The organism is Streptomyces sp. 2-1 (genome assembly GCF_048564895.1).
Lineage (GTDB): Bacteria > Actinomycetota > Actinomycetes > Streptomycetales > Streptomycetaceae > Streptomyces > Streptomyces phaeochromogenes.
In genome coordinates this window covers 10,932,051-10,953,662 of record NZ_CP183383.1, presented here as the reverse complement: position 1 = coordinate 10,953,662, position 21,612 = coordinate 10,932,051, and the positions used below count along the sequence as shown (strand labels likewise).

At 69.1% G+C, this 21,612-nt stretch carries 13 protein-coding genes; 3 read left to right on the top strand and 10 right to left on the bottom strand.

Annotated features, from left to right (window positions below; genetic code table 11):
* Positions 1–11 precede the first annotated feature (11 nt).
* Positions 12–2,741: a glycoside hydrolase family 38 C-terminal domain-containing protein gene (locus ACN20J_RS47835; RefSeq protein ID WP_189842427.1), complete on the top strand. Its 2,730-nt coding sequence runs from the start codon at positions 12–14 to the stop codon at positions 2,739–2,741.
* A 51-nt stretch (positions 2,742–2,792) separates the two neighbouring features.
* Entirely contained in the window at positions 2,793–5,780 is a 2,988-nt protein-coding gene (locus tag ACN20J_RS47830; RefSeq protein WP_419668574.1) for a glycoside hydrolase family 2 TIM barrel-domain containing protein, read from the top strand.
* Positions 5,781–5,894: 114 nt separating this feature from the next.
* On the opposite strand, the gene ACN20J_RS47825 is transcribed toward ACN20J_RS47830, so the two are convergent.
* The 9 genes from ACN20J_RS47825 to ACN20J_RS47785 all read right to left on the bottom strand — a co-directional run bounded on the left by ACN20J_RS47825 (position 5,895) and on the right by ACN20J_RS47785 (position 15,983).
* Positions 5,895–6,728: an alpha/beta fold hydrolase gene (locus ACN20J_RS47825; RefSeq protein ID WP_419668573.1), complete on the bottom strand. Its 834-nt coding sequence runs from the start codon at positions 6,726–6,728 to the stop codon at positions 5,895–5,897.
* A gap of 83 nt (positions 6,729–6,811) precedes the next feature.
* Positions 6,812–7,726 (bottom strand): hypothetical protein, encoded by a 915-nt coding sequence (locus ACN20J_RS47820; RefSeq protein ID WP_419668572.1) that lies wholly within the window; start codon positions 7,724–7,726, stop codon positions 6,812–6,814.
* A 293-nt stretch (positions 7,727–8,019) separates the two neighbouring features.
* Positions 8,020–8,997: an aldo/keto reductase gene (locus ACN20J_RS47815; RefSeq protein ID WP_419668571.1), complete on the bottom strand. Its 978-nt coding sequence runs from the start codon at positions 8,995–8,997 to the stop codon at positions 8,020–8,022.
* Positions 8,998–9,198: 201 nt separating this feature from the next.
* Positions 9,199–9,621 carry a hypothetical protein gene (locus tag ACN20J_RS47810; RefSeq protein WP_361911314.1) on the bottom strand — a complete coding sequence of 141 codons (423 nt, stop codon included), beginning with the start codon at positions 9,619–9,621 and terminating at the stop codon, positions 9,199–9,201.
* 130 nt (positions 9,622–9,751) lie between these two features.
* Complete coding sequence (locus ACN20J_RS47805; RefSeq protein WP_419668570.1) at positions 9,752–11,509, bottom strand: amylo-alpha-1,6-glucosidase; 1,758 nt, start codon at positions 11,507–11,509, stop codon at positions 9,752–9,754.
* Positions 11,510–11,619: 110 nt separating this feature from the next.
* Positions 11,620–12,381: a carbohydrate ABC transporter permease gene (locus ACN20J_RS47800; RefSeq protein WP_419669085.1), complete on the bottom strand. Its 762-nt coding sequence runs from the start codon at positions 12,379–12,381 to the stop codon at positions 11,620–11,622.
* Positions 12,382–12,461: 80 nt separating this feature from the next.
* Positions 12,462–13,448: a carbohydrate ABC transporter permease gene (locus tag ACN20J_RS47795; RefSeq protein ID WP_419668569.1), complete on the bottom strand. Its 987-nt coding sequence runs from the start codon at positions 13,446–13,448 to the stop codon at positions 12,462–12,464.
* Positions 13,449–13,467: 19 nt separating this feature from the next.
* Positions 13,468–14,712, bottom strand: coding sequence for a sugar ABC transporter substrate-binding protein (locus tag ACN20J_RS47790; RefSeq protein ID WP_419668568.1), 1,245 nt, complete (start codon positions 14,710–14,712; stop codon positions 13,468–13,470).
* A 215-nt stretch (positions 14,713–14,927) separates the two neighbouring features.
* Entirely contained in the window at positions 14,928–15,983 is a 1,056-nt protein-coding gene (locus ACN20J_RS47785) for a LacI family DNA-binding transcriptional regulator (protein WP_419668567.1), read from the bottom strand.
* Positions 15,984–16,663: 680 nt separating this feature from the next.
* Here ACN20J_RS47785 and ACN20J_RS47780 point away from each other — a divergent pair.
* Positions 16,664–19,324 (top strand): cellulosome protein, encoded by a 2,661-nt coding sequence (locus ACN20J_RS47780; RefSeq protein ID WP_419668566.1) that lies wholly within the window; start codon positions 16,664–16,666, stop codon positions 19,322–19,324.
* Positions 19,325–19,392: 68 nt separating this feature from the next.
* On the opposite strand, the gene ACN20J_RS47775 is transcribed toward ACN20J_RS47780, so the two are convergent.
* Positions 19,393–21,528 carry a glycoside hydrolase family 36 protein gene (locus ACN20J_RS47775; RefSeq protein ID WP_419668565.1) on the bottom strand — a complete coding sequence of 712 codons (2,136 nt, stop codon included), beginning with the start codon at positions 21,526–21,528 and terminating at the stop codon, positions 19,393–19,395.
* Between the last annotated feature and the right edge of the window lie 84 nt (positions 21,529–21,612).

Sequence of the window (21,612 nt, the reverse complement as noted above, 5' to 3'; positions counted from 1 at the left end):
TTCCTCCCGCCATGAGCAACTCCGCCGTCTTCGTGCCCCATTTCCACTGGGACCGGGAGTGGTACGAGCCGTTCCAGGTGTTCCGGCACCGGCTGGTCACCGCCCTCGACACCGTGCTGGAGACGGCCGAGGCGAACCCGGACTTCCGGTTCACCGTCGACGGGCAGATGGCCGCGATCGAGGACTACCTGGAGATGCGGCCGGAGAACCGCGACCGCCTCGTGGCCCTGGTCACCGAGGGGCGGATCGCCATCGGCCCGTGGCTCATCCTGCTCGACGAGTTCCTGTGCTCCGGCGAGACCATCGTCCGCAACCTCCAGATGGGCTGGGCAGCCGCGGCGAACCTGGGCGGTGCGATGCCCATCGGCTACCTGCCGGACATGTTCGGCCATGTCGCGCAGATGCCGCAGATCCTTGCGCGCGCCGGCATCGAGCACGCGGCGCTGTGGCGCGGTGTGCCCGGTTCCGTCGACGGCCACGCCTTCCGCTGGCGCGCGCCCGACGGCTCCGAGGTGCGCACCGAGTTCCTCTTCGACGGCTATGACAACGGGCTCGACGTGCTGCTGGTGCCCGACCAGATCGGCCGTGCGCTGGGCGAGTACGCGCAGATGACGACCGAGCGGTGGGGCGGCGATCCGGTACTGGCGATGGCCGGCACCGATCACAACGCGCCCGACCCGCACCTGGCGGCCTGGCTGCGGCAGGCGTCCGGCGAAGGACGGACCATCACCATCGCGACCCTCGACGAGTACCTGCGCAAGCATGTGCGCGACGAGGTGTCCGCCGTCGTCACCGGGGAACTGCGCAGCCATGTGCGCGGCAACATCCTGCCGGGCGTGCTCTCCGTGCGGCTCGGGCTCAAGCAGCGGATGGCGATCGCCGAGCGCACGATCGACCACGCCGAGCGCATGAACGCGCTGTGGTCCCGGCGCGACGACTCCCCGTTCCTCTCCCTCGCCTGGCACAAGATCATCGAGTCGACGGCGCACGACTCGGTCGTCGGCTCCGGCACCGACGAGACCTGCGACCAGGTCGCGGCACGTCTGGCGGAGGCCGCGCAGACCGCACGCGCCGTGCGGGACGCGGCACTCGCCGAACCCGCCGCCCTGGTGCCGAGCGACGGCTACCTCGTCGCCAACCCGCTGCCGTTCCGGCGTACGGCGCTGGTCGAGGTGGATGTCGCGGCCCCGCCCGCGGGAACGGGCCTGGCCGCGATCGCCACCGACGGCTCGGCGCACCCCGTACAGCTGATCGCGGAGGCACCGACGGTCCTCAGCGACGAGCGCATGGACGCCTCTCAACTCGAACGCGTGCTGCGCCGTATCCACCGCCGTGAACTGTTCGGCCGACTCATCGACCGCTACGAACTCACCCCCGGCCAGCTCGTCTTCCACCTCGCCGAGGTCCCCACCAGCGGGCCCTTCGACCTGCTGATCCTGCGCCAGGAGGTCGCCGCCGCAGCCGCCGAGTATCCCGGTGAGTGGCGGGTGCTGACGGTGGAAGAAGCCCGGGCCACCGCGCTCGTACCCGTCCAGGTCCCCGCCTCGGGGCTGACCGCCTTCCGGGTCGAGCCGCGCGAGGACACCGCTCCCTCGCCGACTTCGTACGAGCCCGCGACGGCGGCGGACCGCACGCTCTCCAACGGCCTGGTCGAGGTCACGGTCGCCGCCGACGGCACGCTGGACATCACCGGCTCCGACGGGACCGTACTGAACGGAGTCGGTCGGCTCGTCGACGGCGGTGACCGCGGCGACAGCTACAACTACGCTCCCCCGGCGCACGACATCCTCGTCTCGGACCCGTCGGAGATCACCGTCGAGCTCCTCGAGGACGGCCCACTGCGGTCACGCCTTCGAGTCACCCGCGTCTACGCGTGGCCCGCCGCGCTCTCCTCCGACCGCGATCTGCGCGACGAACGGATCGTGCCGACACCGGTGGAGACGCTCGTGGAAGTACGTACCGGTGAACCGTTCGTACGGGTCTCGACCTCGTTCCTGAACCAGTCCGCGGACCACCGGCTGCGCTTCCACGTGCCGCTGCCCGAGCCGGTTGCCACGTCCTCGTCCGCCGGGCAGTTCGCCGTCACCGAGCGCGGGCTCACCGCCGAGGGCGGCTGGGGCGAGTTCCCGCTGCCGACCTTCCCGGCCAGTACGTTCGTGTCGGCAGGCGCCGCGAGTGTCCTGCTCGACCACTCCAGCGAGTACGAACTCGTGGGCGACGGCACCGAACTCGCCGTCACCCTGCTGCGCGCGATCGGCTCGATCAGCGTCAACATCCATCCTCTCCGCGACGAACCCGCGGCGAGCGAGATCCCCGCGCCGGGTGCGCAGGACCTCGGCATGCGCGTCGAGAACCGCTTCGCCGTCGTCCCCTCGGCGACCGGCTGGCGCGGTGCGAACGCGGTGGCCCTCGCCGAGGAGTTCCGCAACGACGTGCTCGTCACGCGCGGAACAGCGCCCGCCGGGTGCCAACTGCCTCCCGACACAGCCGGGTTGAACGTCGACGGCCAGGACGTCCTCGTGTCCGGCGTCCGCCGCGTCACCGACGACCAGTCCGGGGCCGGGATCGAATTGCGGCTGGCCGCGATGAACGACAGCGTGTCCACCGTCCGTGTGACGGGCACGTTCTCCGAGGCCACCACCGTGGACCTGCTCGGACGGCCGATCTCCAGCACCCAGGCCCAGGACGAACTCGAACTGGCCCTCGGTCCATGGGAGATCCGCACGGTCGTACTCCGGTAGAGCCCCGTCGTATCAGCGTCGTACGTGACACACAGAAAGAGTTGTGACCTCTTGCCCAGCGAGCTCTCCCCCCATGTTTCGGACATCGCGCCAGGCCGTGGTGCACTGCGCCCGGCGCGCTCGTGGCTGCACTCCGACGCGCCCTCGCGTTCACTGAACGGGCCTTGGCGGTTCCGGCTGTCCCCCACGGCGTCGGTGGCTGAGGACTTCGCGGCCGACGGCTTCGTCGACGACGGCTGGGACAGCATCCCCGTGCCCTCCCACTGGGTGCTGGAAGGTGACGGAGCCTACGGCCGGCCGATCTACACGAACATCCAGTTCCCCTTCCCGATCGACCCGCCCCACGTCCCGGACGAGAACCCGACCGGCGACTACCGCCGCCACTTCGACGTCCCCGCCGACTGGTCGGACGCCGAACGCGTGGTGCTGCGCTTCGACGGTGTCGAGTCGCTGTTCCGGGTGTGGGTCAACGGCGTCGAGATCGGCAGCGCGAGCGGTAGCCGGCTCGCCCACGAATTCGACGTGACCTCCGCGGTGCGCACGGGCGACAACGTCATCGCCGTACGGGTCCACCAGTGGTCGGCGGCCAGCTATGTCGAGGACCAGGACCAGTGGTGGCTGCCGGGCATCTTCCGCGACGTCACCCTGATCGCCCGGCCCGCCGGAGGCATCGAGGACGTCTGGCTGCGGACCGGATTCGACCACGAGCGCGGAAGCGGAAGCGTCGAAGCGGAGATCACCGCCGACACGGCCGCGTTCCCGGTCACCCTGCGCATCCCCGAACTCGGCGTCGAACACGTCTGGGCCACTCCTGCCGAGGTGGCCCCCTTCGACGTCACCGGCGTGGAGCCCTGGTCCGCCGAGCATCCCCGCCTGTACGACGCCACTGTGTCCACGGCGGCGGAGAGCATCGCGCTGCGCGTGGGCTTCCGTACGGTCGAGATCCTCGGCGACCGGTTCCTGGTCAACGGCAGCCGCGTCGTCTTCCACGGGGTGAACCGTCATGAGACGCATCCCGAGCGTGGCCGCGTCTTCGACGAGGAGCACGCCCGCGAGGACCTGGCCCGCATGAAGCAGTTCAACGTCAACGCCATCCGCACCAGTCACTACCCGCCGCATCCCCGGCTCCTCGACCTGGCCGACGAGCTCGGCTTCTGGGTGGTCCTCGAATGCGACCTGGAGACGCACGGCTTCGAGAAGCTCGACTGGGTCGGCAATCCGAGTGACGACCCGGCCTGGCGCGAGGCCTATCTGGACCGCATCCGGCGCACCGTCGAACGGGACAAGAACCATCCCAGCATCGTGATCTGGTCACTCGGCAACGAATCCGGCACGGGCAGCAACCTGGCGGCCATGTCGGCGTGGGTCCACGCCCGCGACACCGGACGCCCGGTCCACTACGAAGGCGACTACACCGGCGAGTACACCGACATCTACTCGCGCATGTACGCGTCGGTGCCGGAGACCGAGCAGATCGGAGCCGACGGCACACGTTCGGCGCTGCTGAACTGCACTCCCGCGCAGAGCGCCAGGCAGCGCACCAAGCCGTTCCTGCTGTGCGAGTACGCGCACGCGATGGGCAACGGGCCGGGCGCGTTCGACCAGTACGAGGCGCTCGTCCGGCAGTATCCGCGGCTGCACGGTGGCTTCGTGTGGGAGTGGCGCGATCATGGCATCCTCGCCACGGCCCCGGACGGGACGCCGTACTACGCCTACGGCGGCGACTTCGGAGAAGTCGTGCACGACGGCAACTTCGTGATGGACGGCATGCTGTTGAGCAACGACGTCCCCACTCCCAGCCTCCACGAGTACAAGGCGGTCGTGCAGCCGGTCGAGTTCGTCTTCGACGGCGGGAAGGTCGCGGTCACGAACCTGCGGCATTCGACCGACACGTCGGACCTGCGCTTCCGCTGGCGCGTCGAACACGACGGACTCCCTGTCGCCTCGGGGGACTTGGAGATCCCTGTCGTCGTCGCGGGCGAGTCGCAGCGGGCGTCACTGCCCCCGATCGCCGTCGCCCCCGACGCCGAGACGTGGCTCACGATCGACGCGACGCTGGCGGCGCCAACTCCTTGGGCACCTGAAGGACACGTGATCGCGACGGCCCAACTGGACTGCTCGACACGGCGTCCCGTGCCCGCGGTCCGGCCACAGCCACAGGCCGATTGGCGACCAGGCGACGGAACCCTGTCGCTCGGAATGGCCGAGTTCGCCGGTGGATCCCTTGTCCGCCTCGCCGACCGTGCCGTGACCGGGCCTCGGCTGGAGCTGTTTCGCGCACCGACCGACAACGACGAGAGCCCGTCCGACGGGATCGAGGAGAGCGACAACAGCATCGCCGGGGTGTCCAGCGCCGACCTGTGGCGTCGTGACGGACTCGACCGGCTGACAACCCGGCGCGTCTCCGTGGAACACACCTCGGACGCCCTGCGCACCCTCGACAAGGTCTCCGCGGCGGACTCCGCGCTGAGCGTGATGGTGGAGTCCCTCTGGTCGCTGGTGGACGGCGAGCTGGAACTGCGCGTGGAGATCGAGCCCTCGCGCGGCTGGCAGACGGTGTGGCCCCGGATCGGGGTCCGCTTCGAACTGCCCGACGGCGCGGCTCCCGTCGACGGGGCTCAGTGGTTCGGCCTGGGCCCGCTGGAGACCTACCCCGACAGTCTCCGCGCGGCCCGCACCGGCCGCTTCTCCGCCACGATCCAGGACCTCTCGGTCGACTACGCACGCCCCCAGGAGACCGGCCACCGCTCCGAACTGCGCCGACTGGCACTGACGAGCGGCTCCACCGAGGTGCTGCGCATCGAGGCCCTGCCCGACACCCGGGGGCGTCGCCCCGGCTTCACACTCAGCCGCCACACCCCCCAGCAGATCGCCCGAGCGCAGCACCCGTTCGAGCTCGGCGACTCGACGACGAGCCACCTGATCGTCGACGCGGCCCAGCACGGTCTCGGCTCACGGACGTGCGGACCTGATGTCTGGCCCGAGTTCGCGCTTCGGCCCGAGTCGCGCACGATCAGGCTGCGTATCTCGGCGGGATAGAGATCCGCGCCGGTGCCTGTGGCGTGGTGCGCGGCCTGCGATCCGCAGACCGCGCACGCCGCGGGACACCGGCCAACTCCCGGCGCTGCGCCGGGAGTTGGCGTGCCGTAGTGTTCAGGTGCGGGCGAGGAAGCCGAGGAGTACCTCAGTGGTCTCCTTCGGATGGGTCAGCAGGCCCGCGTGAGCGGCCCCGGGAATCGCAACGAACTCGCCTCGCGCAAGGACCTCGGCTGCGACTTTTCCGGACCGCGCCGGGAAATACAGGTCATGCTCGAAAGCCGCGACCAGCACCGGCTGCTGGATGTCCGCGAGAGCCGACATGCGGTACTCGTCACGCAACCACCGGTCCGAGGCCGCCAACTGCCCGGCTGCTCCCTCGCGGGAGGCCCACAGCGACTCCTGTGCGTCGAGCAACTCCAGCCAGGTGCGCACCTGTTCCTCGTCGTCGCGCAGCACTTCCGGCGACAGTGAGCTCAGCAGGGTCTGCAGCTTCACGAACGCCGGGGGAACGTGACCGGCGGCCGAGACCAGTTCGGTCTCCGCCTGAAGGACAGCGTCCAGCACACCCGTCAGCGGCCCGGCGCCGGCCAGCAGCACCGCCGCGCGCACCAGATCCGGACGGGTACGGGCCAGGAGTTCGGTGGTGAAGCTGCCGAGCGAGTAGCCGATGACCGTGACCTCGGTCAGTTGCAGCGCGTCCAGCAGGCCGGCCAGGTCCGCGGCAAGGGCCTCGACGGTGTACGGGGCAGGCGGTGCGTCGGATGGTGCCACACCACGCGCGGCATAGGTCACCACCTCGAAGCCCGCGTCGACCAACGCACCGCGCAGACCGCACAGTTCCCATGCGACCGGCGGCATGCCGGTACCCCCGACCAGGACCACCGGCCGCCCGGCCCCACAACGCTCGTACGCGATCCGCACCTCGCCACCGACCGACACCGACTCCATGGCTGCCCCTCGCGCCGATTATCTGATTGGACGTCAGATACTGATCGTGCCACGACATCAGCACGGAGGCGATGGTCACTGAATCAGATGTCGATCGGGGTCAGCCCCGGGTAGATGTCGTGCCAGCGGTAGCGACGGCAGTGGAAGTGGAAGTACGCGAAGCCGGTCATGTACCGGTCGAGGTGCGGGCGTTGCTCGTCGGTGGCGAGGTCCAGGACGCGGCGGTAGGCGGCCAGGCCGCTGTCGAGGCTTCGGCGGTAGGCGGCGAGGTAGGGGATGTTCTCGCTCACCGAGCGGCGGTAGATCCGGCTGGCGAGGAAGTCCTCGCCGTCCACCGCCTCCTTGTAGAAGGACAGGACGTCGTTGACGTCGTTCAGAAACGCGACACAGGAACTCAGCGCCGCCGACCAGAACGCCCGATGGTGCTGGGCGCTCAAGCAGGGGTCGGTGAACTGAAGTGCGGTGAACCAGAACTGGGAGAAGCCGTTGAAGACGCGGACGAAGTCGCTGTCGACCTCGTCGGACGCCTCCGGCGTGAACTCCGCCTCCATGAGGACGCCGGTCATCGCGTTGTAGAAGAAGGTCTTGAAGACGGCGAGGAACGTCGGATCACAGAAGGGCGCGACCTCGTTGAACATGTGCCGGATGTACCGGGTGTTCGGCGATGACGCGCCTTGCTCGGGCAGTGCGCCGGCCCGCAGGATGGCTTCGGCCTCCGCGGGGTCGTGGCAGCACACGTCATCCGCGTTGGTGGTGAACACCCAGATGCGATCGAGTGCGAGGGCGAGCGCCTCGTCGGCGATGGGCACCATGAGGGCGCGCATCAGCGTGATGTTGTAGGTCGTGGCGGCGGGGACGGTGACGCCGAACAGCGCGAACTCGGTGGTGAGCACGTCCGCATGGGCACGGGCCCGCGCGAGGTCGACGGGCGGATCGAAGGCTTCGGTCAGGGCGATCATCTCGTCGACGAGACCCGAGCCCACGACGCCGGCGACCATGGCGCGATGACGGGGATCCGGAACCGCATCGAGGCCGCTCCGCGCGGTGCATTGGAGGGTTTCCACGCCAGGCGGTCGGGGGTGCCTGATCATTCGGCGGCCTGTCGAGTCCACACCGCTTCCTTCCGTACGTAGTTTCCGGCCAGAGGGCTTCCGATGAGACGGTTTCCGGTGAGAGGCGCGTACCTCACCCCGAGGCTGCCCTGGCAAGAACCGCGGTACTGACAAAGCTGGTGAACATCACCCGACCGTGGATCGGGGCACCTCCCAAACCTGCCTTCGGGCGGCTGGAGTCAGCGTTCCAGGAGCCGCATGCCCGCCTCGTTGTGGCTGTCGCCGGAGGCGGGGGTGAGGTTGTCGAGCTTGGCGATCTGCTCGGCGCTCAGTTCGACTCCGTCGGCGGAGGTGTTCTCCTCGACACGTTCGACGCGCTTGGTGCCGGGAATCGGGGCGATGTCGTCGCCCTGGGCCAGCAGCCATGCGAGGGCCACCTGCGCCGGGGTGGCGCCGACCTCGTCGGCGACGGCCTTGACCTCGTCGGCCACCCGCAGGTTGCGCCGGAGGTTCTCGCCCATGAACCGCGGGTTGGTCCTGCGCCAGTCGTCCTCGGCGAAGTCGGCCGTCGAGCGGATCTGGCCGGTGAGAAACCCATGGCCCAGCGGGGAGTAGGGCACGAAGCCGATGCCCAGCTCGCGCACCACCGACAGCACGTCTTCCTCCGGGTCACGGGTCCACAGCGAGTACTCGGACTGCACGGCGGTGACCGGGTGGACCGCGTGGGCGCGGCGGATCGTCTGCGCGCCTGCCTCGGAGAGCCCGATGTGGCGGATCTTGCCCTCGGCGACCAGTTCGGCCAGGGTGCCGACGGTGTCCTCGATGGGCGTGTCCGGGTCGACCCGGTGCTGGTAGTACAGGTCGATGTAGTCGGTGCCCAGCCGCTTCAGGGAGCCCTCGACCGCGGTGCGGATGCTCGCGGGGCTGCTGTCGAGGGAGCCGGAGGGGCGCCCCGTGTGGGAGACGAAACCGAACTTCGTCGCCACGACGACCTCGTCACGACGGCCCCTGACGGCCCGGCCGACGAGTTCCTCATTGGTGAACGGCCCGTAGACCTCGGCGGTGTCGATGAAGGTGACACCCAGCTCGAACGCCCGGTGGATGGTACGGATCGACTCGGCGTCGTCCGCGCTGTGGCCCGTGTAGAAGGCGCTCATGCCCATCGTGCCCAGGCCGATACGGGAAACGTCCAGGTCCCCCAGTTCGATGTGCTTCATTACTGCTGCTCCGTGCATCTCTCGGTTGCCTGCGGACGGGGCTCGGGCCCACCTGCGGCGGCGTTCCGCCGCCGTGCGTGTCGATCCGATCCAGTCTCTGACCAACATCGACCCTGCCCGCTTCGGCCGTCACAAGGGAGACCCCGCTGAGCCAGGGAGCGCTGTTCGGGGGCGTGACAGAGCCCCCTTAACAGCAGATGCCTAGGCGCAGCCCGGCGGCTCGTCCTCGCTCGGTACGAACTGCATCGTGGGCATCCCGGCGGCGTCGAAGTTGGCGGTGTCCGGGCCGATCAGAGTCATGTAGCCGGCGAGCCTCTGGGTGTATTGCGCGGGCGGCTCACCCTTCACCTGCTCGGGCCCGGGGAACACGGAGTCGAGGACCCACCAACGGCCGCCGAAGTTCACCCACTTGATCCCGCAGTGCGTGTAGATGTCGTACGGATACGGCTTGTGCTGCTTCGGCTTGGCCGGCCCCTCCTGCCACTTGTCCTTCACGACGGTGCGGGCGGGCAGGGTGGGGCCGGTGTAGCCCTCGTCCTCCGGGGTGTCGGACGAGGACGAGCAGCCGGAGAGCAGCAGCCCGGCACTCAGGAGCACGACGACGGCTTGGCGCGGTACGTTCATGCATCTCAGACGCTGCTGATGTGTGTTCCGTTCGATCCCTGCCGTCCCTCTTCATGATTCCGGCGACGCGATGCGATGGGGCGCTCCGGCCCGACACCGGCTACCGAACGAGAGCCATCGCCCACGGAGCTCAGCCGCCGACTGCCCTGGCGGTCTCGGCGCGGCGGAGTTCGTGGGCCTCGGCGAGGAGGAGGTAGCTGCTGGCGGTCCAGGTGTAGGCGCGGTCGCGCAGACCCGTGCCGGTCAGGGCGTCGAAGTTCTCCGCGAAGCCGTAGGTCTCGCACAGGGCGCGGAATCGGGCGCTGATCTCGTCCGCCAGGCCCTGATGTCCGGCACGGCGCAGGCCGTCCTCGATGAGAACCGTCGCGGGAGCCCAGATCGGGCCGCGCCAGTAACCGTCGGAACGGTAGTGCGGCGAGACCGGCAGTTCGGTGGCCAGACCGTACGGAGTCAGGTGGGCCTCGATATGGGTGGCCAGCACACTGCTGACGCTTTCGGGCAGGTGCTCCCCCAGCACGATGGGCATCAGGTCGAGCAGGCTGGAACTGGTCCACGTGTCGTCGCTGTCGACGCCGCGAGCGACGAACCGCTCGCCGGTCCAGAGCCGGTCGAGCAGCGCGGCCTGGGTGGTGTCAGCCGTACGCGTCCAGCGGCGGGCCTCGTGCGGTCGGTCCAGTTCGGCTGCCAGGTCCGCCAGTTCGCGCAGTTGGAGGATGAGGAAGGCGGCCAGATCGGCGGTGACGATCAGGCGTTCGGGGTCGAAGGTGGTGGCGTTGTCCCAGCCGCTGTCGTTGCCGTGCTGGTAGTGGGGCAGGGCGGCACCGGGTGCACGCCGTGCGGTGAGCCAGAAGTCCGTCCAGCGCGCCAGTCCGTCGTACGCGTGGGCCAGTTCGGTCCGGCCGAGAGGTTCGGGAAGCCGTCGGCGCAGATGGCCCAGGGTCCAGCCGTGGATGGGAGGTTTGACGAAGTTGTAGAGGACCTCGGAGTGAGTGACGGAGTCGGGCAGTGCGCCGCTGTCGTCCTGGTGGTCGAAGGGCAGCGAGAACTGGTCCCAGGCGAGACCGGGCGAACCGGGGGCCAGGGCAAGGGCGTTGAAGCAGTGGTCCCAGCTCCAGACCTTGTCCATCCAGTGCTTGGACATCAGCACGGCGGGCCGGGTGACCAGGCCGGCCGGCTGTACGGTCGCGGACCACACCACGTAGGCGGCGAGTTCGGCTGCCGGGGTGCCCAACGAGCGCCACGGGGCGACCGTGTCGGCGAACTCGGCGAACGAGCGCTGCGCGGTCTCCGTGACCTCGCCGAACGTCGACGACGACTTGTAGGGCCGTCGCGCGCTGTCGAGTTCCTCGACCGCGATCTCCCACGGTCCGTCGGCGTCGGCGGTGACCGTGAGACCGCGGTCACCGGTGCCCAGGGCCTGAGCGCCGGACACATCGGCGACCGTGCCGGACAGCACGGTGATCCGGTAGCGGCGCCCGGTCTCGTACGAGGTGAACACATGCGTGCCGTCCACCGGGTCGCGGTAGAAGTAGGTCCCACTGAAGGGGGTCAGGATCTTCGCCGCCGCGGTGACGCGCAGGCCCAGTCCTTCGCCGCGCAGGCGGACGGTGTCCGGCGTCTCGTAGGCGAGATCGATGCGCCCGTCCGAGCCCGTCCAGCTGAGCCGGCTCGGCGTCGCGTCGACGGCGGTCTCCGCCCGCTCACCCGTCACCATCTCCAGGGGGACGAAACACAGGACGGCGTGCATGCCGTTCTGGTGCGAGACGAGGTGGAGGTCCTCGGCGCGTACCTTCTCCGCGAGCACGGGAGAGATGCCGAACCAGGATCCGTGCGCGCTGAACGGTATGTCGTGGACGGAGAAGGCCGGGCCGGATGGGACGGCGGTCATGAGAGCGGTACTCGTTTCTCGAGCAGAGGTGGACAGCGGCTGCCGGGGCGGGGTGACGGCGGTCGCGCACCGGTCCGGGGCGGTGTGGCGGGTGGAACGGTCACCCGGTGTCAGTCCTTGACTGCTCCGGCGGTCACGCCGGCGGCGACATAGCGCTGGGCGAGGACGAGGATGACCGCGGCCGGCAGCGAGGCCACGACGGCGGTGGCCATGATGGCGTTCCACTCCTGGTTGTTGTTGCCGATGTACTGGTAGATGCCGAGGGTGATCGGCTGGTGCGCGCCGCCGCTCGCGAGGGTGCTGGCGAAGATGAAATCGGACCAGGACCAGAGGAACGCGAACAGTGACACCGTGACGACGGCGTTGCGGCTCATCGGCATGACGATGGACCAGAAGGTCCGCACGGCTCCGGCTCCGTCCGTCTTCGCGGCCTGGAGCAGTTCACTTGGAATGCCGGACATGAACGCGGTGAAGATGAGTACGGCGAAGGGGACGGCCAGCGTGGAGTCGGCGACGATGAGGCCGGGGACGGACTGGAGGAGGCCGAGGCTGAGGTAGATGGCGTAGAAGCCCATCGCCATGATGATTCCGGGGATCATCTGGGCGGCCAGGAGGACGAAGCTGAGCAGGCCGCCGCCACGCGGGCGCAGTTTGGCCAGCGCGTACCCGGCGGGGGCTGCCAGTGCCACGGTCAGCACGACGGTGCCCAGACCGATGACGAGGCTGGTGCCGAGGTAGGGCAACTGCTGGTCGACGACTGCCCGGTAGCCCTCCAGGGTGGCGTCGGTCGGGAAGAGGCCGGGCGGGCTCTTGCGCATGTCCTGGTCGCGGGTGAAGGACACGTTCAGCATCCAGTAGACCGGGAAGAGCATGATCGCGGTCAGTAGGAGGCCGATGGCTGTCTTCCACCACGTACGGCTGTGTCGATTGCGTCGGGTCACGACAACCCCTGTCATGACAGTCCCTGCTTTCGCTGGACGCGCATGTAGACCAGGCCGAACACCAGAGCGGCGACGACGAGCAGGTTTCCGACGGCGGCACCTGGGCCGAAGGCGGGAAGCAGGTTGCCGAAGCCGAGTTGGTAGGACCAGGTGGCGAAGGTGGTGGACGAGTCCGCCGGGCCGCCCTTGGTCATGATCCAGATGATGTCGAAGACCTTCAGTGTGTAGACCAGGCCCAGCAGCAATGTGATGGCGGAGACCGGGCGCAGCAACGGGAAGGTGATGCGCCAGAACCGCTGCCAGGCGTTCGCACCGTCCAGGGCCGCCGCCTCGTACAGGCTGGCCGGGATGGACTGCAGGCCGCTGTAGAGGACCACGAGGTTGAACGGGACGCCGATCCAGATGTTCGCGAGGATCACCGAGGTCAGTGACCAGTCCGGTGAGGTCAGCCAGTTCACCGGGCCGATGCCGACGGCGTGCAGGGCGGCGTTGACGATGCCGGAGTCGCTGTTGAGCATCCACGACCAGGTGGAGGCCGACACGATCAGCGGCAGCAGCCAGGGCACCAGGAACAGCGCGCGCAGGGTCGCGGACAGCCGGAAGTGCTGGGTGAAGAAGACCGCGAGCGCCAGGCCGATGGCGTACTGGAAGACCAGTGACACGACGGTGAACACCACGGTGTGCAGCAGTGCGGGGGCGAAGGTCGGGTCGTCGAAGACGGTCAGATAATTCTGCAGGCCGGTGAACGGCGCGTCGCCCTGGACGAAGGAGCGGACGGTGTAGTTGCGCAAGCTCAGATCGATGTTGCGGTAGAGCGGATAGGCGTAGAAGAGGGCGAGGTAGAGGGTCACCGGGGCGAGGAAGCCCCAGGCTGCCCACTGCTGAGAGCTGGGTCGGCGTCGGGCAGTGGTGCGTGCCGGGGGCGGGGCGGCGGCGGTCGCCGCCCCGGTCCGGTCGCGTACAGGCCGGCGGTCCGGCAGCTGTGTCGTGTGCTTCATCGGCGGGCCCGTGTTCCGGTCACTTGACGGCGGACTGAGCGGCCGTCAGCGCGTCCTTGGGCGACTTGGACCCGCTCAGTGCCGACTGGACGGCCTTCCACATCTGCTCCGAGATCTTCGGGTATTTGGTGCCGAGGTCGTCGCTGGTGCGTCCCTTGGCCGCCTTGACCGCGTCGACCCAGGGCTTCAGCTTGGCGTCGGCGGCCACCTGCTTGTCCTGGACCTCGCCGGTGGGTGCGACATAGGACAGCGTGGTGTCGGTGTCGAGGAGGTTCTGGCCGCTGGTCAGGCAGGACACGAGCTTCTGCGAGGTGGTGTAGCGGTCGGTCGCGCCCTGCGCCGGGATGGTGACGAACTCGCCGCCCGTCGGGGCCGCGGCGTTGCCGCCCTTGGCGCCCGGGACGGGGATGACCCCGTAGTCGAAGCCGGCCTTCTCGGCGTTGGCGAGCTGCCAGGTGCCGTTCTCGGCGAACGCGTAGTCGCCGCTCGCGAACTCCTGCCAGCTGGTGGTCTGGGTGTTGTTGATGACCGAGTTGGGGGCGTAGCCCTTCTTCAGCCAGTCGTTCCACAGCGAGAGCGCCGACACGGCCTCGGCCGAGTCCAGCTCGGTCAGTTGCGCGCCCGAGCCCCACAGCCACGGCAGGAACTGGAAGCTGCCCTCCTCGGTCCCGATCGCGGAGAAGGTGATGCCCTTCTTCCCCGCCTTGTCGACCTTCTCCAGTGCCGCGGTCAGCGTCCTCCAGTCCTTGACGGAGGCGATGTCCACTCCGGCCTTCTTCAGCACGGCCTTGTTGTAGTAGAGGGCCAGGGTGTTCGCGCCGATCGGTGTGCCGTACGTCTTCCCGCCGGCCTGGCCCGCGGCGAGCAGGTTGGGGTCCACGGCCGAGGTGTCCAGCTTGTTGTCCTCGGTCGTCGTGAGCACCCCCGCCTCGGCGAGGGTCGACACGACCGGGTTGTCGACGATGAGGACGTCCGCGGAATTGTCCTGCTGTGCCGCCAGCAGTGCCTTGTTGGTCAGGTCACTGGTGTCGAAGGCAGTCCGCTTGACCTTCACACCGGCCTTGGTGCCGCAGTCGTCGAGCAGCTTGACCCACGCCGAGCCCTTGTCGAACTGCGGGTACGGGTCCCAGATGGTGTACGTGCCGCTGTCCGCGGCCTTCGAGGAGCCACCGCCTTCGCCCGAGGAGCACGCGGTGGCGCTGGCGGTGACGGCGACGACGGTCAGGGCTGCGGCGGTGAGACGCCGTCCGGCAGATCTGTTCATGGCGTGTTCCTCATGGTTTTTGGCACAGGCGTGCCCTGGCATCGGCACACGTGCGTGCCCTAGGAGGGGTCGTCGAGGGCTGCTGGGCTCGCCGAGATCGAGCGGTGAGCTTTACGAGCCGCCGGTGAAGGGATCGGAGACGGGAAGGGGCACGAGCGGGGCGGCAGTTCGCCGTTCGCAGAGGCGCCGAAGTCCGGAGCCGGGTCGAGCGGCGGTCAGCCGTTCGTGGAGGAGCCGAGGTCCGGAGCCGGGTCGGTGGGCGTGGTGCCGGCAGGCGCGGTGCTCGCCCGCAGCGAGATCGGCGGCGCGAGCAGGTGGTGCCGGGCCGGTGCGTCGGGGTGGTCGAGCCGTTCGACGAGCAGTTCGACGGCCAGGCGGCCCAGCTGTTCCGCCGGCACGTCCGCCGCGGTGAGCTGCGGGGTCACCGTCTCCGCCCACCTGCTGGCCACGACTCCGGTGACGGAGAAGTCGCGCGGTACATGGCGGCCGGCCTGGGCCAGCCCTCGGTAGAGGCCACCGAGCGCTGCCTCGTTCAGCGTGACCAGGGCCGTCGTGGCGGGCTCGTCGTGCAGGATCCGCTCCAGACAGGCCAGGCCCGAGGCGGCGTCGTCCCCGCAGCAGTACGTCCGCACTGTCAGCCCGCGCTCCGCCGCGGCCTTGGTGAACCCGTCGAGACCTCGGTGGGCCGACTCGTACCCGGCCCGCAGGAGTTGCTCGGGCCGGTTGACGAAGGCGATCCTGCGGTGGCCGAGGTCCGCGAGGTGGTGCACGCAGGCCGCCGCGAGTGCCGTGTGGTCCAGGCCCACCCACCAGCTGCCCTCCGGACGGGCGGTGCGTCCGATGGCGACGGAGGGGAAGTCCACCGCGGCGAGGTGCTCCAGCCGGTCGTCCTCCAGCCGAATCTCCATCAGGATCGCGCCGTCGACCCGGCGTTCGCCCAGCAGCCGCTGGAACGAGCGGTCGCTGTCCGCACCGCTCGGAGAGAGCAGCACGTCGTAGTCGTACGCCGCGGCAGCCTCGGTGACGCTGCCGATGAAGTCCAGCTGCATGCCGGTGTAGTGGTTCCCGGCCGGCGGGAATACCAGACCGATGGTGTTGGTCCGGCCGTTTGCCAGGGCACGCGCACTGGCGTTGGGCTGGTAGCCCAGCTCGTCGATGACCCGCTGGATCTTCTGGCGGGTGTCCTCGGACACGGGGCGCTTCCCGCTCAGTGCGTAGGACACGGTGCTCCGCGAGACACCGGCCCGCTTGGCAATCTCACCGATGTTCACGGGACTCCCCTTGCTGAGATCCTGCCGAGGTCGTGCGAACCGGTTCGATTATTGCGATCAACGAGATCGGACTGACGCCGACCGTCGAACCGGTTCGCGTGAAGTGAAGCTAGGAGCAACCCGGACGACTGTCAACGCCTCGCACCGAATTTCTCGTAACGGCCCGGAAGCCTGGACAGACGGAGGCCCGACTCCTGGCCTGAGCAGCTGCACATCCGCTCACCAGCAGGCCAGGGGCCGGATCCGACGGGCCAGGGCACCCTTGGCCCGTCGGGACGACCGCCCGTGCGCGGCTCTGAGAGAGTCAAAGAGATAGATGTCGGGGCTATTGCTGGCCGGTTTCCTCGGTGCTAGCTTCCCCGAACCGGTTCGATGAAGTTCGAGGGCCCACGACCGCAATCGAGGCGTCACCCATGCCTTGGGGCATCGCCAGGCCCCTGCCCCCTGCGCATCTTCCGGCCGGGTGCGTCCGAAGCCCGCAACCTCAGCGCCGCCCAACCGGAACGACTCCTGTCTCGCTGTGCGAAATCGAACCGGTTCGACCATTGAAAGGCACTCCCCACGGAGCGGGGGGCCGGACCGCTGCACGGCCCGCCCCTCCACGTACGAAACGCGTCGGACCCCCATGTCCGAGAAGCCACCGAACCCACGGAGACCCAGTGCGACCAGGAAAGAGAACGATGGGCGCCGCCGCGGTGGCGGCGGTCCTCACCACCATGCTCGCCGTACCGTCCGCCGGCACGGCCCAGGCGGCGGAACCGGAACGGCTCGTCATCGATCTCGCCACCGACACCGGCGCCTTCCACGGCGGTGCCAGCGGCTCCCTGTACGGGATCTACGGCGACGGAGCCCCGAGCCGCAACCTCATCGAGGGCATGCACCTGCGCACGGTGTCCACCAAGGCGCAGGACGGCCCGCAACACCCCGGCGCCGACGCGCTGGAGATCCTGCCGCCGTTCGTCGACTCCGGCGGCAAGGACGTCTACATCTACATGACCGACATCTACCGGGGCTTTCCCTACGAGTGGCCGGGCGCGGACGGTCCCGCGAAGCTCGCCGACTTCCAGGAGAAGATCAAGAAGCAGGTCCGGCAGGTCCTGACCATGGGCGACTACAAGGACCACGTCGTCTACGTCCCCTTCAACGAGCCCGAAGGGAACATGTTCGGCACCGGCAACTGGAGCTACAACAAGACCTCTTGGCTCAACGACCCGAAGGACTTCTTCGCGGCCTGGAAGGAGACCTACCACCTCATCAAGAGCCTGGATCCGGACGCGCGGATCGCAGGCCCGAACACCTCCCTTCTCTTCGACCAGGTCAAGGGCTTCCTGCAGTACGCCAAGGCCAACGACGTCGTCCCGGACGTGATGACCTGGCACGAGCTGTCCAGCCCCGCCACGGTCCGCACGAGCGTGGCCAAGTACCGGCAGTGGGAGAAGGAGGTCGGGATCGACCCGCTGCCCATCAACGTCAACGAGTACGGGCACAACTACCACCTCTCCGTACCGGGCCAGGTCGTCCAGTGGGTCTCCGCCATCGAGGAGTCGAAGATCGACGCCGACCTGGCGTACTGGAACATCGACGGCAACCTCAACGACTCGGCCGTCGACGCCAACAAGGGCAACGGCCAGTGGTGGCTGTTCAACGCCTACGGCCAGATGTCCGGGCACACGGTGAAGGTGACCGCGCCGCATCCGAACCAGCAGTACACGCTGCAGGGCGTGGCCACCCTCGACGAGAAGAAGAAGCAGTCCCGGGCCATCTTCGGCGGCAAGAGCGGCGACGCGGACATCGTCTTCCAGAACATCGACCCGAGGCTGTTCGGGAAGACGGTGCACGCCACCGTGCAGGAGATCCCGTGGACCGGGCAGGTCGGCGACTCGGCGCAGCCGCTGCGGCTGGCGGACCAAGAGGTCACCGTCGGCACGGACGGCACGGTGACTCTGCCGATGACCGCCATGAACGAGATGTCGGCGTACCAGGTCATCCTCTCCCCCGGCGGGAACAGCGGGGAGCCTGCCGAGCCGTCGGTCAGCTGGCGCAAGACGTACGAGGCGGAGAACGCCACCTACACCGGCAAGGGCTACTCGAAGAACGGTCCTGAGGGCACGCCCTCCGACGTCGGCAAGTTCGCGACGTCGGGCAACTACAACGTCGGCGGCCTGCGCACCGGTTCCGACGGGGTGCTCTCCTTCGACGTGGACGTCCCGCAGAACGGGACGTACGACCTGAGCGTCTTCGCCAACTCCTACAACCTGTTCGACCTGGTGAAGGAGCAGGGCCCCACCAACGTCTTCCTGCGCGTCGACGGCAAGGACCCACAGGAACTGCGGCTGCCGCTCGGCTACAAGTGGGTGGTCTGGGGCCACACCGACACGACGGTGAACCTCACCGCCGGCAAGCACAGGATCACGCTCGCCGCCCAGGACCCCGACCTCGGCGTCACCAAGGGCGACGCGATCATCGACAAGCTGGACCTGGCGCTGCGCGACGAGAACGTGACCCGGCCGGCGATCTACGAGGCCGAGTACGCCACCGTCTCCGGAACCCGGCCCGGCTACAACTACCGCAATGCCTCGGGGCCGGGCGCGGTACCACTGCCCAAGGGCGCTTCCGCCACCTTCTGGGTCCACTCCCCCACCGACGGCGAGGCGGCCGTGTCCCTCGACCACCTCGGCGGGGGCCGGGCGAAGGTGTCCCTCAACGGCGAGAAGCTCGACATCCCCAAGGTGGGGGCGGGCAAGCGTGGCACGGACGTCATGCGGGTGTTCCTGTCCGCAGGCATCAACAAGATCACCGTCACCGGCGACTCACGCGAACTGGTCCTCGACCGGCTGCGGGTCGCGCCGTCCAGCGGCAACCTGGCGACGAAGGTCTACCAGGCGGAGACCGGCACACTGACCGGCACCGCCAAGGCCACCGAGGCGTACACCTTCGCCACGGGCGGCAAGGCGGTCACGGACATCGGCAACGGAACAGCCAACGCCCTCACCCTCGACGTCGTCGCCAAGCGCGCCGGACAGCACGCGGTGACCATCCGCTACTCCAACGCCGAACAGGCGCCCGCCACCCACTACAACCCCGACCCGATCGCCCGTCACGCCGACCTCTCGGTCAACGGCGGGCCGGCCCACCGGGTGCTGTTCCCGACCACCTTCCACTTCAACAGCTTCCGGGACCTGACCGTCCCGGTCACGTTGAAGAAGGGCACGAATCGGCTGACCTTCACCGCGCAGGAACTCCCCGACTTCAACGGCGACACCTACAACCAGTACGACCAGCGATCCCCGTACGCACCGGTGATCGACCAGGTCGCCGTCACCCAGCTGACGGAGGAGTAGCAGCCTGAGCGTCCTCGGAACGCCCAGGTGCCGACCGGACTCCGGCCGGCGCCTGGGCGGCCCGTGTTCTATGCGCCCGACGTGAGACGGATCAACAGGGCTGCGGGCGTGCGCGGCAGCGAAACCCGCAATCCGTCCCCGTCCCAGACCGCCGAGCCGCCTGCCGGAGCTGACGGGTGCAGGATCTCCGTACGAACGTCCCCGCCCGCCAAGTGCCCCACCGGCAAACGGAGTTCACTCTCCCCGCCGCGGCGCCAGACCGAGAGGTACGACGTGTTGTCTCCGGGCACCCGCATGCCCAGGGCCAGCCATTCGTCCGTCCAGCCCGGAAGGCCGAGGGGCCAGTACGGTACGGCCTCCGCGAGGTCCCCGCGGATCGACTTGTACACGGCCACCGCCTCCCGTACGAGCCCGAGTTGGCGTTCCGACATCCGGTTCAGGTGGCCCGAAAGATGGATCCGCCCGAGCAGCGCCCCGCCGAGGGTGAAGGTGATCAGGTCGTCGTCGAACTCGGGCTGCGGGTAGGCCCAGACGGCGCCCTGCTCGGGCGGTACCGCCGTCGGCGCGGCGGCGGCGATCGGGGGGAAGCGCAGCGGGTCCTGCTGGTCGCTGGTGGACTGGAGCTGGGTGACGGCCAGGGTCGCCCCGTCCATCCGCATCCCGCCCGAGGCGCAGTTCTCGATCACCAGCCCCGGGTACCGGTCCAGCACCTCCGACAGCCAGTCCAGGTACGCCTCTGCGTGGCCGAGCAGCCCGGCTCCCGGCGCGGTGTCGCCGGGGGCACAGGTCCCCGGGTCGACCACGATGTTGTAGTCCAGTTTGAGGTAGCCCACCCCCCAGTCGCCGACGAGCCGGTCCACCGTCTTGTCCAGGTGCGCACGGGCGGCGGGGTGTCGCAGATCCAGCTGGTGGCGGCCCTGTTCGGTGATGCGCCAGCCGTCGCGTTGGAAGAAGGCGTCCGGCGGGAGCGAATCCGCGACGGGACTGCGCACGCCCACGACCTCCGGCTCCAGCCACAGCCCGGGCACCATGCCGCGCTCCCGGATCCGGTCGAGGACCGCCTGGATTCCGGCGTCGGGAAAGCGGCGCGGCGAAGGCAGCCACTCGCCGACGCTGTCCCACCAGCCCTCCGTGCCGTCGTCGTACCAGCCGGAGTCGATGCAGAAGTACTCCGACCCGACCTCGGCTGCCGCGTCGATCAGCGGCAGCAGCTTCTCCGTCGTGGGGTCGCCCATCAGCGTGTTCATGTAGTCGTTGAAGACGACCGGGAGCGTGGTGTGGTCCGGGTGCGGGCGGCGTACGGCACGGCGGTACGAGGTCAGGGCGCCGAAGGCGTCGTCCAGCCCGGCGCCGAGGGCCAGGACGCCGGGCACGGTGGTGAATTCGGAGCCGGGGGCCAGCCGGACCCGCCACTGGTGCTCCGCGTCCATGGGTCCGTTCAGCGCCAGATACGTACCGTGGTCGCGCTCGCCCAGGTCCCAGCGCCAGCCCGCCGGGGATTCGATCTGCCACAACCAGGCCCGGCCGCCCCCGCGTTCGGTGAGGGCGCCCATCGGAAGGTGGCCGTCGGTGGGCCAACTGCCGCGGCCGGCCAGGGTCAATGCCGCCCGGCTGTCGTGCTGGTGGACGTCGACATGGATGTCGGCGACGGTGTCCCGCAGTGGCTCGGCGTACCAACGGCACTCCGCCAGCCAGTCGTTGCGGGCGCGGTGGACGTCGAGGCTGTCCGGGGACGGCAGGGCACCCAGCAGCAGACTGCTGACGGACTGGACGACGAGGGGTTCCACTCCGTCGTTGCGGACGCGGACTCGGGAGCGGAGCACGGGCAGTCCGATGGGCGAGGACAACTCGACGAAAGCCGTCAACCCGGCCCGGACGTCGTGGAGTTCGACGGTCAGGTACGTCCAGCCGTCCCGTTCCTGGGCGGTGTGGCCTCGGTACCGCAGGCGGGCGCCCAAGGCCGTGCCGGTGAAGCGCGGGCCCGACCAACCGCTTCCGTGACCAAGGGCAGTGAGCTCCACAAGGTGGAGGGGGGCGTCCGAGCCGCACTCGGACACCGGGTCGCCGGGGCGTGCCAGCCGGACCAACCGCAGGACCCCGTCGGCGCCGGTGGCGAACTCCGTCTCCAGCTCCCGGTGGCCCCAAGTGACCTTCTGGTGAGTGTCGTTGGGGGCCGTGCCCGCCGCGTCCGACGTAACGGTCAACGTCTTCCCCTCCTGCTGACCGCCACTGACGGCGGTCTGAGTCTGCCGCGTGAATTCATGATTACGGTCTCTTGACGAGCCTCA

Bases quoted from the DNA above. Each gene is read 5' to 3' on its own strand.
- ACN20J_RS47825 (WP_419668573.1), bottom strand. From the start codon at position 6,728: ATGGAGTCGGTGTCGGTCGGTGGCGAGGTGCGGATCGCGTACGAGCGT.
- ACN20J_RS47780 (WP_419668566.1), top strand. From the start codon at position 16,664: ATGGGCGCCGCCGCGGTGGCGGCGGTCCTCACCACCATGCTCGCCGTA.
- ACN20J_RS47800 (WP_419669085.1), bottom strand. From the start codon at position 12,381: ATGCTCTTCCCGGTCTACTGGATGCTGAACGTGTCCTTCACCCGCGAC.
- ACN20J_RS47815 (WP_419668571.1), bottom strand. From the start codon at position 8,997: ATGAAGCACATCGAACTGGGGGACCTGGACGTTTCCCGTATCGGCCTG.
- ACN20J_RS47835 (WP_189842427.1), top strand. From the start codon at position 12: ATGAGCAACTCCGCCGTCTTCGTGCCCCATTTCCACTGGGACCGGGAG.
- ACN20J_RS47810 (WP_361911314.1), bottom strand. From the start codon at position 9,621: ATGAACGTACCGCGCCAAGCCGTCGTCGTGCTCCTGAGTGCCGGGCTG.
- ACN20J_RS47805 (WP_419668570.1), bottom strand. From the start codon at position 11,509: ATGACCGCCGTCCCATCCGGCCCGGCCTTCTCCGTCCACGACATACCG.
- ACN20J_RS47820 (WP_419668572.1), bottom strand. From the start codon at position 7,726: ATGGTCGCCGGCGTCGTGGGCTCGGGTCTCGTCGACGAGATGATCGCC.
- ACN20J_RS47795 (WP_419668569.1), bottom strand. From the start codon at position 13,448: ATGAAGCACACGACACAGCTGCCGGACCGCCGGCCTGTACGCGACCGG.
- ACN20J_RS47790 (WP_419668568.1), bottom strand. From the start codon at position 14,712: ATGAACAGATCTGCCGGACGGCGTCTCACCGCCGCAGCCCTGACCGTC.